The 14623-nt window shown below is 68.9% G+C and carries 11 protein-coding genes and 1 pseudogene; 5 read left to right on the top strand and 7 right to left on the bottom strand.

The features are described 5' to 3' along the window. Window positions 1-371: pseudogene (locus tag VLK61_RS22590) on the bottom strand (diaminopimelate decarboxylase); the annotation flags it as partial. A 76-nt stretch (window positions 372-447) separates the two neighbouring features. Here VLK61_RS22590 and VLK61_RS22585 point away from each other — a divergent pair. After that, a complete protein-coding gene (locus tag VLK61_RS22585; protein WP_325424189.1) occupies window positions 448-1389 on the top strand; it encodes a LysR family transcriptional regulator in 942 nt (313 codons plus the stop codon). Here VLK61_RS22585 and VLK61_RS22580 read toward each other — a convergent pair. Next, entirely contained in the window at window positions 1358-2257 is a 900-nt protein-coding gene (locus VLK61_RS22580) for a LysR substrate-binding domain-containing protein (protein WP_325424187.1), read from the bottom strand. The genes VLK61_RS22585 and VLK61_RS22580 overlap by 32 nt on opposite strands. An 87-nt stretch (window positions 2258-2344) precedes the next feature. Here VLK61_RS22580 and VLK61_RS22575 point away from each other — a divergent pair, with 87 nt between their 5' ends. The 4 genes from VLK61_RS22575 to VLK61_RS22560 are packed head-to-tail and all read left to right on the top strand — an operon-like array spanning window position 2345 to window position 7475. After that, entirely contained in the window at window positions 2345-3280 is a 936-nt protein-coding gene (locus VLK61_RS22575) for a hydroxymethylglutaryl-CoA lyase (protein WP_325424185.1), read from the top strand. After that, a complete protein-coding gene (locus tag VLK61_RS22570; protein ID WP_325424183.1) occupies window positions 3280-4479 on the top strand; it encodes a CaiB/BaiF CoA transferase family protein in 1200 nt (399 codons plus the stop codon). The genes VLK61_RS22575 and VLK61_RS22570 overlap by 1 nt, the downstream gene beginning before the upstream one ends. A 22-nt stretch (window positions 4480-4501) precedes the next feature. Then, complete coding sequence (locus VLK61_RS22565; RefSeq protein WP_325424181.1) at window positions 4502-5491, top strand: Bug family tripartite tricarboxylate transporter substrate binding protein; 990 nt, start codon at window positions 4502-4504, stop codon at window positions 5489-5491. A gap of 19 nt (window positions 5492-5510) precedes the next feature. Beyond that, window positions 5511-7475 carry an aconitase family protein gene (locus tag VLK61_RS22560; RefSeq protein WP_325424179.1) on the top strand — a complete coding sequence of 655 codons (1965 nt, stop codon included), beginning with the start codon at window positions 5511-5513 and terminating at the stop codon, window positions 7473-7475. Window positions 7476-7520: 45 nt separating this feature from the next. Here the strand turns inward: VLK61_RS22560 and VLK61_RS22555 are convergent, their stop codons facing one another. From VLK61_RS22555 to VLK61_RS22535, 5 genes are all read right to left on the bottom strand, one after another. Beyond that, window positions 7521-9290, bottom strand: coding sequence for a hypothetical protein (locus VLK61_RS22555; RefSeq protein ID WP_325424177.1), 1770 nt, complete (start codon window positions 9288-9290; stop codon window positions 7521-7523). Window positions 9291-9731: 441 nt separating this feature from the next. Then, on the bottom strand, window positions 9732-11003 hold the full coding sequence (locus tag VLK61_RS22550; RefSeq protein ID WP_414636846.1) for a Zn-dependent hydrolase: 1272 nt from the start codon (window positions 11001-11003) through the stop codon (window positions 9732-9734). A 9-nt stretch (window positions 11004-11012) separates the two neighbouring features. After that, window positions 11013-12455, bottom strand: a complete 1443-nt coding sequence (gene hydA / locus VLK61_RS22545) for a dihydropyrimidinase (protein WP_325424175.1) — start codon at window positions 12453-12455, stop codon at window positions 11013-11015. 52 nt (window positions 12456-12507) lie between these two features. Next, window positions 12508-13821 (bottom strand): NAD-dependent dihydropyrimidine dehydrogenase subunit PreA, encoded by a 1314-nt coding sequence (gene preA / locus VLK61_RS22540; protein ID WP_325424173.1) that lies wholly within the window; start codon window positions 13819-13821, stop codon window positions 12508-12510. A gap of 13 nt (window positions 13822-13834) precedes the next feature. Beyond that, on the bottom strand, window positions 13835-14623 hold a 789-nt coding region (locus VLK61_RS22535), incomplete at its 5' end, for an FAD-dependent oxidoreductase (RefSeq protein WP_325424171.1).

Genomic DNA, 14623 nt, shown 5'->3' with positions numbered 1-14623 from the left:
CCCAGCTGGTGCAGCATGTCGACCGAACCGGCGTTGACGGGGATGCTCTCGGCGACGACCTTGGCCAAGGTGGCCCGGTCGATCACGTCGGCGGTGAAGACGATGCCCGAGGCGCCCTCGTTGCGCGCGCTGAAGCCGGCCGCCAACGCCCGCTCGATCTCGCCCAGCGACACCGCATCGACCACCACGCCTTCGTCGCGCATCAGCCGCAGCAGTTGCAGGTTGGAGTTCGCCTTTTGTGCGAAGCGGATGGTGTCGAAGGCGCGCAACTCGTTGATGCGCGAACGGATCGTCGCGGCGTCGTACACCCACAAGGGGGTGCCGTGGGTTTGCGTCAAGCTGCGCAGCAGATCTGGGGAGAACGGATTCATCGCGCCATGATGCCGCCGACCGGTCATTCACGCAAATAGCGTATCGTCTGTCTTCCATTCAATCTGGATATGGGCTGTGACGCTGACCCACCGCCATGTCGAAGTCTTTCGTGCGCTGATGCTCGCCGGCACCGTCACGCGCGCGGCCGAACTGCTGCACACCTCGCAGCCCACCGTCAGCCGCGAGCTGGCCCGGCTTGAGCAGGTTCTGCAGATGAACCTGTTCGATCGCGTGCGCGGCCGCCTGCGGCCCACCGTGCGGGCGCTGGTCTTGCGCGACGAGATCGAGCGCTCCTACATCGGGCTGGAGCGCATCGCGGCCACGGCCTCGTCGCTGCGCCATTTCAGCGAAGGCCGCCTGACGATCGCCTGCCTGCCGGCCCTGGCGCATGCGCTGCTGCCCGAGGCCACGCGCCGCTTCGTCGCCCGCCACGCGCAGGCCAGCGTGGCGATCACGCCGCTGGAGTCGCCGCTGCTCGAAACCTGGTTGACCGAGCAGCGCTGCGACCTGGGCCTGACCGAGCAGACGCAAGCCCCGCCCGGCACCAGCCTACTGCCGCTGCTGCAACTGGACGAGGTGGCCGTGCTGCCGGCTGGCCACCCGCTGCTGGCCCGGCGCGTGCTGAAGTTGCAGGACTTTGCCGGCCAGCCCTTCATCAGTCTGGCGCCGGAAGACGCTTACCGGCAGCAGCTCGATGCGCTGTTCGCACAGGCCGGCGTGGCGCGCGTGCAGGCGCTGGAGGCCGGCAGTGCGGTGGCGGTGTGCGCGCTGGTGCGCGAGGGCTTGGGCCTGGCCATCGTCAACCCGCTGACGGCGCTGGCCTTTGCCGGCGACGCCCTGCAGATGCGGCCGTTGTCGGTGCAGGTGCCGTTCCATGTCGGCCTGGTGAGCCCGGAACTGCGGCCGCCCAGCCCGCTGCGCGAGGGCTTCACCGCAGCGCTGCGCGAGGCGGCTGCCGACGTGCGGCAGCGCTTGAAGCGCCGGCTCACGAACCGGCCTGCTTCACCAGGTGCGTGACCAGCAGCCGCGTCGTCGCCGACAGCAGGGGCTCGGGCCGGGTGCAGATGACGAAGCGGCGCTCGGCCCAGTCGTCGCTCAGCGGCAGCATCACCAGGCCGCGGGCCGCGGCATGCGGCGCCGTGGCTTCGCGCGGCAGGACCGCCAGGCCCAGGCCGGCCGCGACGATGCGGCAGGCGGCGTCCAGGCTGGAGACCTGGATGCGGTGGGCCTGCGCCTGGCCGGCCAGTGCGGCCTGGCGGCGCAGCAAGGTGTCCATCAGACCGCCGGGTGCGACGCCCACCGCCGGATAGGCCAGGGTGTCCGCAAAGCGAAGCCGGCGACGGCGCGCCAGCGCATGGCCCGGTGGCAAGGCCACGCACAGGTGATCGCTGCGATAGCGGTGGGTCTGCAGACCATGGAAGTCAGTGTTATCCCACAGCACGCCGATGTCGGCACTGCCCTCACGCAGGCTGCGCAGGATCTCGTGGCTCAGGCGTTCGTCGACACTGACCCGTACCGCGTGGTGCTGCGCCAGGAAGCTGGCCAGGTCGTCCGGCAACTGTTCGGCCAGCACCGAGACGCTGGCCATCACCCGCACACTGCCCTGGGCGCCGGCGCTGAACTCGCTCAACTCGGCCTGCAGCCGGTCCATCGCGCCCAGCAGTTCACGCGCCTGACGCAGCAGCGCCTCGCCGGCGGCGGTGGGGCTGACGCCGCGGCGGCCGCGTTGCAGCAAAGGGGTGCCGACAGCGGCCTCGATCGCCGCGATGCGCTTGCTAAGAGCCGAGGGCACGAGAGCCTCACGCTCGGCAGCGCGCGCGATGTTGCCTTCTTCGCAGATCGCGACGAACAAGCGCAAGGTCAGCGGGTCGAAATGGCGACTCATGCGGGCATTGTGGCGTGACGGATGGGAACGGCAAGGGTTCCCAAATACCGCTGTGAACCCGGCTCGGAATGCCTACAGTCCTGCAGCATGAATACTGCCCAAGCCTCTGCCATCCTGCGCGAAGTCGGCCTGCGCGACGGCCTGCAAAGCATCGCGCGTGTGCTGCCTACTGCCCACAAGCTGGCCTGGATCCGTGACGCCTATGCGGCGGGCCAGCGCGAGATCGAGATCGGCTCCTTCGTGCCGGCCCGCCTGCTGCCGCAGCTGGCCGATACCGCCGAGCTGGTGGCATTTGCGAAAACGCTGCCCGGCCTCGTCGCCTCGGTGCTGGTGCCGAACCTGAAGGGCGCCGAACGGGCACTGGAGGTTCGGGCCGACGCGATGCTGTTGCCGCTGTCGGCCAGCCATGCCCACAGCCTGGCGAACCTGCGCAAGACGCCGGACGAAGCGGTGGCCGACGTCGCGCGCATCGTCGACCTGTGCCATGCGCAGCGCGCCGATACGCTGGTCGAGGTCGGCATCAGCACCGCCTTCGGCTGCACCCTCCAGGGTGAGGTGAAGCCGTCCGAAGTGCTGCGCCTGGTGCAGGCGGTGCTGGATGCGGGGGCCGACCGCGTCGGCCTGGCCGACACCGTCGGTTATGCCGATCCCTTGATGGTCAGCCGATTGTTCGAGCAGGTGCTGAAGGTGGCCGGCGACAAGCTCAACTGCGGCCACTTCCACGACACCCGCGGGATGGGCATCGCCAATGTCATGGCCGCCTGGAACCTCGGCATCACGCGCTTCGATGCCTGCCTGGCCGGCATCGGCGGCTGCCCGCATGCGCCGGGCGCCAGCGGCAACGTGGCCACCGAGGACGCCGCCTACCTGTTCGCCAGCATGGGCGTGCACACCGGGATCGATTTCGATCGCCTGATGCGCCTGCGCGCCGATGTGGCCCAGTGGCTGGACGGCGAAACCCTGCACGGCACGCTGTGGTGCGCCGGCCTGCCCAAGACGATGCTGAACCAGGAGACCCTGTGATGGACAACAACCCGGTGCCGCAACCGCTGACCGGACTCAGGGTGGTGGAGTTCACCCACATGGTGATGGGCCCGACTTGCGGCATGGTGCTGGCCGACATGGGCGCCGAGGTGATCAAGGTCGAGCCGATCGATGGCGACCGCACGCGCCGCCTGCTCGGCGCCGGCGCCGGCTTCTTTCCGATGTTCAACCGCAACAAGCTCAGCATCGGCATCGACCTGCACAAGCCCGAGGGCGTGGCGGTGGCGCGCCGCCTGGCGGCCAGTGCCGATGTCGTGGCCGAGAACTTCAAGCCCGGCACGATGGAGAAATACGGCCTCGACTACGCCGCGCTCAGCGCGGTGAATGCGAAGCTGATCTACGCCAGCCACAAGGGCTTCCTGCCCGGCCCCTACGACCACCGCACTGCCCTCGATGAGGTGGTGCAGATGATGGGCGGCCTGGCCTACATGACCGGCCGGCCGGGCGACCCGCTGCGCGCCGGCACCAGCGTCAACGACATCATGGGCGGCCTCTTTGGGGCCATCGCGGTGTTGGGTGCGCTGATCCAGCGTGGCATCACCGGCCGCGGCATGGCACTGCAATCGGCCTTGTTTGAGAACAACGTGTTCCTGATGGGCCAGCACATGCTGCAGTTCGCGATGACCGGCAAGCACCCGGCGCCGATGCCCGCACGCGACAACCCCTGGGCCGTCTACGACGTGTTCACCGCGAAGGACGGCGAGCAGATCTTCCTGGCCGCGGTGAGCGACGCACAGTGGTCGACCTTCTGCGACGTGCTGGGCTTCGCCGACCTGAAGGCCGATGCCGCGCTGGCCACCAACAACCAGCGTGTGCCGCAGCGGCCGATGCTGCTGAAGACCATCGGCGAGCGCCTGGCGCACCGCAGCGCCGCCGAGTTGTCCGAGCTGATGGAGCGTGCCGGCCTGCCTTTCGCGCCGATCCGCAAGCCCGAAGACCTGTACGACGATCCGCACCTGCTGGCCACCGGCGGCCTGGCCGATGTGCGCCTGCCCGATGGTCCGATGGCCGGCCAGACGGTGAAGACCACGCTGTTCCCGATCACGATGGACGGCCAGCGCCTGGGCGTGCGGCTGGATCCACCGACGCTCGGCGAACACACGCAAGACCTGCTGGCCGGCATCGGTTATTCGGCGGTGCAGATCGAAGACCTGCGGGCACAGGCTATCGTGGCCTGACCGACAAGAACGGAGACAGACCATGCACGACACGACCCCCACCCGCTTCACCCGCCGCAGTGCCCTCACCGCATTCGGCGCACTGGCCGCTACCAGCTTGCCGTCCTGGGCCCAGGCCCCCGGTGACAAGGTGGTGCGCTTCATCCTGCCGAATGCCACCGGCTCGGGCGTGGACGCCATCACGCGCAGTGCACAAGCCGCGCTCGGCAAGGCGCTGGGCGCCACGGTGGTGGTGGACAACCAGCCGGGCGCCGGCGGCATCGTCGGCCTGCAGGCGCTGGCCCGTGCGGTGCCCGATGGCCTGACGCTCAGCGTGGTGTCGAACAACGTCGTGATCTTTCCCAGCGTCTACAAGACGCTGCCGTTCAACATGCCCGGCGATTTCACGCCGATCGCCATCTGCGGCTACACCCCGGTGGTGCTGGTGGTGAACCCGAAGGTGCCGGCCACCAATGCCAAGGAACTGGCGGCGCTGCTGAAGGCCAAGCCCGGTGAGCTGAATTTCGCCTCCGGCGGCAACGGCACCATCCTGCATCTGGCGGCCGAGATGTACCTGGACGAGATCGACGCCAAGGCGCGCCACATCCCGTACAAGGGTGTCGGCCCGATGGTCACCGACCTGATCGGCGGACAGGTCGAATTCGGCACCGTCGCGCTGCCCAGCGTGCAAGCGCACCTGAAGAGCGGGGCGCTGCGTGCGATCGGCATCGCCACGTCGCAGCGCGTGCCGGCAGCGCCGGAGATTCCCACCTTCGTTGAACAAAGCGTGCCGAACTATGTCGTCGAAGCCTGGTTCGCGGTGATCGGCCCCAAGGGCATGGCCGCGGCCGACGTGCGGCGCGTGCACGATGCGGTGGTGGTGGCCTTCAACGCCGCCGATGTCAAGGAAACCATGGCCAAGCAGGGCAACGTCATCAACGTCAGCAGCAGCGAGCATGCGCATCAGTTCTTCCGGTCCGAACTCGCCAAGTACGCGGCCCTGGTGAAGAAGGCTGGCGTCGAGCTGCAATGACCGTGACGCCAGTCTTGCCGTGACCGAGTTGCGCCGCTTCGCGCCGCGAGTGCTGTGGCTCGCCAATGACGCATCTTGCGTGCGTGCGCAGCTGGCCGGCGCACAGCTCACGCGCGAGCAGGCCGGTGCGCTGCGCGACGACATCTCCACCGACGAGATCTCGCCGCTGCCGGCGATGGTGCACTTCGACGAGACGCTGGGGCGCTACCCCTACACCGGTTTTGCGGTGCAGGGCCAGCGGCCGATCGGCGTCGATGCGATCCGCCACGCCGGCATCGCCGTGGTGGTCGGCGGCCAGCGCTACGGCAAGGGCAGTTCACGCGAGCACAGCGTGGTGGCCGAGCTCTCGGCCGGCGTGCGCCTGGTGATCGCCGAAAGCTTCGAGCGCATCTACCGCCAGAACGCCGACAACGCCGGGCTCTTCACCAGCACCGACTTCGGGCTGATCGAACGCATCCGAAATGCCGAAGCGATCCCGCTGGACGAACTGCTGGCCGGCCGCGATGCGCTGGCCGCCGCGATCCTGCGCGCCGGCGGGCTGCTGCGCTACGGTCGGGCGTGCGCGCTGGCCTTTGCCGCGGCACCGGCGCCGGACGACGGCAGGCCGATGACGCTGTTCGACAAGATCGTCGCACGCCATGCGCTGGCCACGCCGGACCGGCCGGCGCCGCGCGAGGTGGGCGAGGGCGGCTTCGTGCGCGCCGATCTGCGCTTCATCCACGAGTACTACACGGCGATGGCCGCGCACCTGCTGGACGCAGAGTTCGGCGACGCGCTGGCGCTGCACGACAAGTCCAGCATCGTCTGCTTCGAAGACCACCTGAGCTATGTGCACCGCAGCCCGGTGCATGTGCAGCAGGGGCTGGTGGGCGGTGTGCGGGCGCTGTCGCAAGGGCACCGGGCGTTCGTCGCGCGCCATGGGCTGACCGATCACGGCTACCTGCAGGCGCTGGAAGCGGGCGATGCCGGCAACACCGGTTCACAAGGCATCTCGCATGCCATGGTGGCCGAGCAGTACGCGCTGCCGGGCCAGCTGATCGTCGGCACCGATTCGCACACGCCGCATTCCGGCGCGCTGGGCTGCGTGGCCTTCGGCGTCGGCACCACCGACATGGCCTTCGCGTTTGTCAACGGCGCGGTGCGCTTCACGAAGCCGCCGCAGTTGCGCGTCGATTTCGAGGGCCAGTTGCCGGCCGGCCTGACCGCCAAGGACCTGGTGCTGCACCTGCTGGCGCGGGAGGACATCCGCGCCGGTGCCGGCGTCGGCCGCGTGTTCGAGTTCGGCGGCACGGTCGTGCAAGGGCTGTCGATCGACGAGCGCGCGACGCTGACCAACATGGTCGCCGAACTGGGCGGCTTCACCGGCCTGGTGGCGCCGGATGAAGAGACCGTTCGCTTCCTCCATCAGCGGCGCGGCATGCGCTTCGATCTGCAGCCCTGGATGTGCAGCGATGCCGGCACTCAGTATGAGCAGGTGATCGCCGTCGATTGCAGCCGCCTGAGCCCGATGGTCGCGCGGCCGGGCGACCCCGGCAACGGCATGCCGCTCGCGGCGCTGGCTGCGCCGGTCCGCGTCGACATCGCCTATGGTGGCTCCTGCACCGCCGGCAAGCGCGAGGACTTCGATCACTACCATGCGGTGCTGGCCTGGGCCGCGTCGCGCGGCCTGCGCGTGGCGCCGGGCGTCACGCTCTACCTTCAATTCGGCACGGCCGCCGTGCGTGACTACTGCGTCGAACGCGGCTACCTCGAGGCCTTCGAATCGGTGGGTGCCGAGCTGTTGCAACCGGCCTGCGGTGCCTGCGCCAATTGCGGCCCGGGAGTGTCCACCGAGGCCGCTCAGGTGACGGTCAGCGCGATCAACCGCAACTTCCCTGGCCGCTCGGGCCCGGGCCAGGTCTGGCTGGCCAGCCCGCCGACGGTGGCGGCCAGTGCGATCGCCGGTGAACTGATGTCTTTTGCCGATCTGCAATTGCGCGCTTGAATGCGTGATCGGTGCGATGGGCCGTGGCCCCCGTCGCAGGCCGCCTCAGGGCCGCTCGAACATCAGGCGGATCGCCAGGCGGCGTTCGGCATGTGGCAGGCGCTGCACCTCGGACAGCAGCGCGGCGATGCGGTCGACCTGGCGCCCGTTCGCTTCGCCAGCGCGACGCAGTCCCGCCAGCAGCGCGGGGGCGTCGGCGCCGAGTGTGCGGCGCACCACCTCGAGTTCGATGGTGTTGGCTTGGCGCGCTGGCGCCTGGCGTACCGGTTCGGCCGCCGCGTCGGCCAGCCAGACCGATTCCCGCACCGCCAGTGCCACCGGCAGCGCGCGCCGCGCCGCGCTGTCGCCTTTGAGCAGGGAGGCGGCAAACCGGGCCAAACCACCGTCGCGCGCTGCCTGAATCTGCTGCGCCAGCAGGGCGACGTACTGCTCACGCAGCGGCGGACTGGCATTGAACAGCAGTTGCGGCAACAGGTCTTCCACGACGCCCTGTGCCATCAGCAGCGCCACCTCATCTGTCGCACCACGCTCGCGCGCAGCCTGCATGCGCTGGGCCGCCTCGGCGATCGAGCCGGGAAATCGGCGTTCCAGCGCATGCCAGGTCGGGTTCGTGTGCAGCGCTTCCACGAGTTCGGTGGTCGGCGTGTCGCGCCGACGCGGTACGTCGATGTCCAGCGGATAGGGCGGTGTGCTGACGATGCCTGCGGCGGCCAACTCGCCCCAGGTCGAGGTCCAGCGATGGGCCGGTGGCATCGCCAGTGACATCTTCACCAGGCTGTCCGGCAGGCCCGCCTGCCGATACCGTGCGGCCAACTCCCGCTTTGCGATTTGCGTGAAGAGGGGATTGAAGACCGCGGCCGGTGGTCTGTGCACAGACCACTCCGCGCCCGGCAGCAACTGACGGACCTGCCCGGCCATGAAGACCAGCGTGCAGGCATCCCGGCAGGTGCCCCGGACCCGGATCGTCCATCCCTGGCCACGCAGTGCATCGGCCAGCGCCAAGGCCTCGTCAAATCGGCCACCGGGTGAATCGAGTTCCAGCAGGCGCACCTGCGGCGCGCCCGCGATCAGCTGCCGCACGCGCGCCCCATCGCCGATGCCAAGCCAGCCCTTTAGCCGCAGCCGATGTCCGTCCGCAGACCGGGTGGCCATGACCTGCCCCCGCGGATCGGTGCCGAGCACGATGCGGATGAATTCCGGCACCCGCGGCAGGAAGTGCAGGCCGGTGGAGAGCAGAGCGCCTGCCGCGCCGGCGGCCACGGCGAGGCGGCAGCCATGGACCCAGACGGCGGAACGGCCGTCGCGGTTCGCCGCGCCGGCGCTGCGCCATGCGCCGACGAAGCCCCAGGCCTGGATCGCCAGCAGCAGCGGCCAACCGAACAACGCAGCGAGGGCTGGCCAGCGCAGCGGCGCGTCCGTGATGTCGATGCGGGTCAGCAGGGCGCCCGCCGACAGGCTGCACAGCAAGCCGATCAACGCGCCATGGATCCAGAAGCTCAACGGCAGCGGCAACTCGCCCCGCCAGTGCGCGGCGATATGGCGGCCTGGCCAGCGGCGCCCGGCGGGCGTGGCCGGTGCGTCGAGCGCCGCGTCGATGCCGCCCGATGACCGGCGGGGCAGTTCAGCGTCGCCCGCGATCACCGGATGCTCTCGAGGTATTTTTCCTTCAGCGTGCCCTGGTCGGGCGGGCCGGCCAGTTCGGCCAAGGGCGAACGCGGCGCTGCAGACGCCGCCGCTGCAGAAGGCTCCGCGCGCTGGGCAGGCAGCACGGTCAAGGCGCCGCCGACCTCGTGCCGCTGGGTGCCTGCCGGGCACTCACCATCGGTGTAAGTGATTTCTGCGTTGCCCACGCACTTGCGCAGTCTGCCAACCGGGTGTGCACCGGAAGCCGCCTGCGGGCCGCCGGCTGGGTTGACCCGGTCGGCGACGGTTGACGCCTGCTCGCCGAGCCAGCGTGCGGGTCCGCTGGACATCACGGGCCGCGTCAGCTCGCGCACCACAGGCAAGTCTCGAAACATCCAGCCCAGCAGCACCAGCAATGCCAGCGCCAACGCCATCCTCATCGCGCGCCTGACCATCGATGCAGTCCTCCCTGGCTACTAGCTTGCGTCGTGCACGGATGCTACCGAAGACATCGACGTTCCGCCGCCGGGTGGCGCTATCGCTTCATCTGGGCGGCGGAAATGCGGCCGGGCACGCGCGGAAATGGCAAGGGCCGCACGCTGCGGCCCGGCGGGGGAGAGGGGCGCCGTGCGCCTAGCCGGCCACTCCGGCACGCTCCAGCATCGCATGGAGCAGCACGTTGCAGCCCGCGGTGATGTGCTCCGGCTTGGCATCTTCGATCTCGTTGTGGCTGATGCCGTCCTTGCAGGGGATGAAGATCATGCCGGCCGGCGCCAGCCGCGCCATGTACACCGCGTCGTGCCCGGCGCCGGAAACGGCGGGCATGTTGCTGTAGCCCAGGGTTTCGGCGGCACGGCCGACCGCGGCGATCAACTCCGGGTGGAAGGGCTGCGCCGGGTAGGCCGAGACGGGGGTGATCTCGATTGGCAGGCCCGATTCCGCGCTGAGCTTGGCGGCCACCGCGCGAATGTCGGCGTCCATCGCATCGCACAGCGCATCGTTGGCATTGCGCAGGTCGATCGAGAACTTCACGCGGCCCGGGATCACGTTGCGGCTGTTCGGGTGCACCTGCACCATACCGACGGTGCCGCGGCCATGCGGCGGATGACGATGCGCGCAGGCCACCACCTCCTGCATCAACTTGGCGGCCACCTGCAGCGCGTCCTTGCGCAGCGCCATCGGTGTCGGGCCGGCATGCGCTTCCATGCCGGTGACGACGCAGTCGTACCAGCGGATGCCGAGCACGCCGGTCACCACGCCGATGGTCTTGTCGTTGTCCTCCAGCACCGGGCCTTGCTCGATGTGGGTCTCGAAGTAGCAGCCGATGGGGTGGTCGCCGGGTTCCTGCTCGCCGATGTAGCCGATGCGTTCGAGCTCGTCCTTGACCGACTTGCCATCCGTGTCCTTTGCGGCATAGGCATGGTCCAGCGTGAAGGCCTTGGCGAACACGCCCGAGCCCATCATCACCGGCACGAAGCGGGAGCCTTCTTCATTGGTCCACCAGGCCACCTCGATCGGTGCTTCGGTCTCGATGCCGGCATCGTTGAGCGTGCGCACCACTTCCAGCCCGGCCAGCACGCCGTAGTTGCCATCGAACTTGCCGCCGGTGGGCTGGGTGTCGATGTGGCTGCCAGTGACCACCGGCGGCAGTGCGTTGTTGCGGCCCGGCCGGCGCAGGAAGCCGTTGCCGATCTTGTCGATGGTCACCGTCATGCCGGCTTCCCGAGCCCAGCGGCTGACCAGGTCGCGGCCCTGCTTGTCCAGGTCGGTCAAGGTCAGGCGGCACACGCCGCCCTTCGGCGTGGCGCCGATCTGCGCCAGTTCCATCAACGCGTCCCACAGCCGCGGGCCGTTGATGCGCAGGCCTTGCAGTTTTTCCGGCAGCGGTTTGGTCTTCATGTCCATGCGGATCTCCTAACGTGCCACGGGAACGGGGGCTTCGAGGGCGGCCTTGCGGGCCAGCGCATCGAACTGCGGGCCGAAGGCCGGGCGCTTGATGTACTTGCCGGCGCCGCGCACCGCGCGCAGGTCGCCGTCGGCATAGGTGACGATGCCGCTGGCGACGGTGTGCGTGGCGATGCCTTGCACCGTGCGGCCCTCGAAGATGTTGAAGTCGCCGAGCGAATGCTGTGTCTTCACCGACAAGGTCTTGGACGCCTTCGGGTCCCACAGCACCAGGTCGGCATCGGCGCCTTCGACGACGCAGCCCTTCTTCGGGTAGATGTTGAACAGCTTGGCCGCATTGGCTGAGGTCAGCGCGACGAATTCGGTGGGCGTCAGCCGACCGCCGTTGACGCCTTCATGCCAGACCACTGCCATGCGCTCTTCGACACCGCCGCAGCCGTTGGGGATCTTGCTGAAGTCTTCGCGGCCCGCCGCCTTCTGCTCGGCGCAGAAGGTGCAGTGGTCGGTGGCGGTGGTGTGCAGGTAGCCGGCCTGCAGCCCGCGCCACAGCATCTGCGAATGACCCTTGGCGCGGAACGGCGGGCTCATCACGTGGCCGGCGGCGAATTCGAAACTCGGGTCGCGATAGACGCTGTCGTCGAGCACCAGGTGGCCGGCCAGCACCTCGCCATAGACGCGCTGGCCGCGGGCGCGCGCGCGGGCGATGGCGTCGGCGCTTTCGGCGCTGGAGACATGCACGATGTAGATCGGCACGCCGATGACATCGGCAATGGCGATCGCGCGCTGCGCCGCTTCGGCTTCCACCGCGGGTGGGCGGCTCAACGGGTGGCCTTCCGGGCCCATGATGCCCTTGGCCTTCATCTCGGCCTGCAGCAGGAACACCAGCTCGCCGTTTTCGGCATGCACGGTGGGCATCGCACCCAGTTCCAGCGATCGGCGGAAGCTGTTCACCAGCGTTTCGTCGTCGCACATGATGGCGTTCTTGTAGGCCATGAAGTGCTTGAAGCTGTTGACGCCTTCTTCCTGCACCAGCAGGCCCATGTCGCGGTGCACGGTGGGGTCCCACCAGGTCACTGCGACGTGGAAGCTGTAGTCGGCCGCGGCCTTCTCGGCCCAGCCGCGCCACTTCTTGTAGGCGTCCATCAGCGGCTCTTTCGGATCGGGGATCACGAAGTCGATGATCATCGTCGTGCCGCCGGCCATCGCCGCTGCCGTGCCGCTGTAGAAATCGTCCCGCGTCACCGTGCCCATGAAGGGCAGTTGCATGTGGGTGTGGGTGTCGATGCCGCCGGGCATCACGTAGCGGCCGCCGGCGTCCAGCACGTCGGCGCCGCTGGGTGCGGCGAGGGCGGCGCCGACTTCGGCGATGCGGCCATCGACACACAGCACATCGGCGCGGAATTCACGGTCGGCATTGACGACGGTACCGCCACGGATCAGCAGGGGTTTCATGCGGGGCTCCAGGAGTCGATCTGCGAAAGGGTGCGCCACCGGTCGTGCGGCGTCAAGCGGGGACCGCCTTGCGCATCGGGTTGTTGGGGTGCGTGGTCCAGTCGGCCGCATTGGCGCTGACGGTCTGGCCGGTGCGCTGGTCCAGCTCACCCGGCGCCAGCGTGCGCAGCGTGATGCACTCGGGCACCGGGCAGACGGTGACGCACAGGTTGCAGCCCACACATTCGTCTTCCTTGACCTCGAAGTGCCGCCGGCCGTCCTTCATCGCGGTGATGGCCTGGTGCGAGGTGTCTTCGCAGACGATGTGGCAGCGGCCGCATTCGATGCACTTGTCCTGGTCGATCACTGCCTTGCTGACCGCATTGAGGTTCAGGTACTGCCAGTCGGTGACAGTGGGCAGCGCACGGCCGCGGAAATCCTCGATCGATGCGAAGCCCATGTCGTCCATGTAGTTCGAGAGGCCGTCGCTCATCTCCTGCACGATCTTGAAGCCGTAGACCATCGCGGCGGTGCAGACCTGCACATTGCCGGCGCCCAGCGCGAAGTAGTCCAGCGCATCGCGCCAGTTGCCGATGCCGCCGATGCCCGAGACCGGGATGCCGCGGGTTTCCGACCAGCGGCCGATCTCGGCGACCATGTTCAGCGCGATCGGCTTGACGGCCGGGCCGCAGTAGCCGCCGTGCGAACCCTTGCCGTCGGTGGCCGGGCTGATCGCCAGCGTCAGCGGGTCCACGCCCATGATCGAGTTGATGGTGTTGATCAGGCTCACCGCATCGGCGCCGCCTTGTTTGGCGGCCAGCGCCGGCTGCCGGATGTCGGTGATGTTGGGCGTGAGTTTCACGATCACCGGCAGTTGGCTGTACTGCTTGCACCAGGCGGTGACCATGCGGATGTACTCGGGCACCTGGCCGACGGCGGCGCCCATGCCGCGCTCGCTCATGCCATGCGGGCAGCCGAAGTTCAGCTCCACGCCGTCGCAGCCGGTGTCCTCGACGGCCGGCAGGATGGCTTTCCAGGCGTCTTCGGTGCAGGGCACCATCAGCGAGACGACCAGCGCGCGGTCTGGCCAATCACGCTTGATCTGGCGGATTTCAGCCAGGTTCAGTTGCAGCGGCCGGTCGGTGATCAGCTCGATGTTGTTGAAGCCCAGCATGCGGCGGTCAGGCGACAGCAGCGCGCCATAGCGCGGGCCGTTGACATTGACGATCGGCGGGCCCTCTTCGCCCAGCGTCTTCCAGACCACGCCGCCCCAGCCGGCCTCGAAGGCGCGGTTGACGTTGTAGGCCTTGTCCGTGGGTGGCGCGCTGGCCAGCCAGAAGGGGTTGGGGCTGCGGATGCCGGCGAAGGTGGTGGTGAGGTCGGCCATGGCGGTGTCCTTGTCAGGTGCTGCTCAATTGCGCATGGATCGCGAGCGCGGCGCGCTTGCCGTCTTCCACCGCCTCGACGGTGAGGTCGCGGCCGCCGGCGCGGCAATCGCCGCCGACCCACAGGCCGGCCACGCCGCTGCGGCCATCGGCGTCGGCGACGATGCGGCCGGCCTGCAGCGTGAAGCCGGCACCGGCGAGCAGGCCGGTGTCGAGCTTCTGGCCGATGGCCTTGAAGACCATGTCGGCGGCGATCGTCTCGTGGCTGCCGTCCGCCGCCAGCTTGCCGCCTGCCAGGTGCTGGCGCGCAAAACGCACGGCGGTGACGTGGCCGTCACCCTCGATGGTTTCGGGCGCCAGCCAGTGGTGGATCGTCACGCCATGGGTCTGCGCCCAGTCGCGCTCTGCCGCCGATGCGCCCATGGTCTCCGGGCCGCGGCGGTAGACGATGTGCACATCTTCGGCACCCAGCAGTTTGGATTGCACCGCGGCGTCGACCGCCGTCATGCCGCCGCCGATGACGACGACACGGCGACCGATCGGCAGGCTGGCCTTGTTCTCGGTTTGCAGCAGTTCGGCGATGAAATCGACCGCGTCGCGCACGCCGGCCAGCGATTCGCCGGGAATGGCCAGCGGGTCGACCCGGCTCAGGCCGATGGCCAGGTACACCGCATCGAAGGACTCGCGCAGCGCCAGCAGTTGCGTGGCGCTGCTCAGACGCCAGTCGGTCCGCAGGCTGATGCCGCCGATGGCCATCAACCAGTCCAACTCCTGCTGGGCAAAACCGCCGGCGGTCTTGTACGA

The organism is Aquabacterium sp. (assembly GCF_035476535.1).
In the GTDB taxonomy this organism is placed as follows: Bacteria; Pseudomonadota; Gammaproteobacteria; order Burkholderiales; family Burkholderiaceae_C; genus Pseudaquabacterium.
Note: the sequence above shows the minus strand (reverse complement) of the source record. Positions and strands in the feature narration are given on the sequence as shown.

Excerpts from the sequence above, each read along its gene's own strand:
- VLK61_RS22580 (WP_325424187.1), bottom strand. The coding sequence starts at position 2,257 with ATGAGTCGCCATTTCGACCCGCTGACCTTGCGCTTGTTCGTCGCGATC.
- VLK61_RS22575 (WP_325424185.1), top strand. The coding sequence starts at position 2,345 with ATGAATACTGCCCAAGCCTCTGCCATCCTGCGCGAAGTCGGCCTGCGC.
- VLK61_RS22570 (WP_325424183.1), top strand. The coding sequence starts at position 3,280 with ATGGACAACAACCCGGTGCCGCAACCGCTGACCGGACTCAGGGTGGTG.
- VLK61_RS22565 (WP_325424181.1), top strand. The coding sequence starts at position 4,502 with ATGCACGACACGACCCCCACCCGCTTCACCCGCCGCAGTGCCCTCACC.
- VLK61_RS22550 (WP_414636846.1), bottom strand. The coding sequence starts at position 11,003 with ATGGACATGAAGACCAAACCGCTGCCGGAAAAACTGCAAGGCCTGCGC.
- hydA (WP_325424175.1), bottom strand. The coding sequence starts at position 12,455 with ATGAAACCCCTGCTGATCCGTGGCGGTACCGTCGTCAATGCCGACCGT.
- preA (WP_325424173.1), bottom strand. The coding sequence starts at position 13,821 with ATGGCCGACCTCACCACCACCTTCGCCGGCATCCGCAGCCCCAACCCC.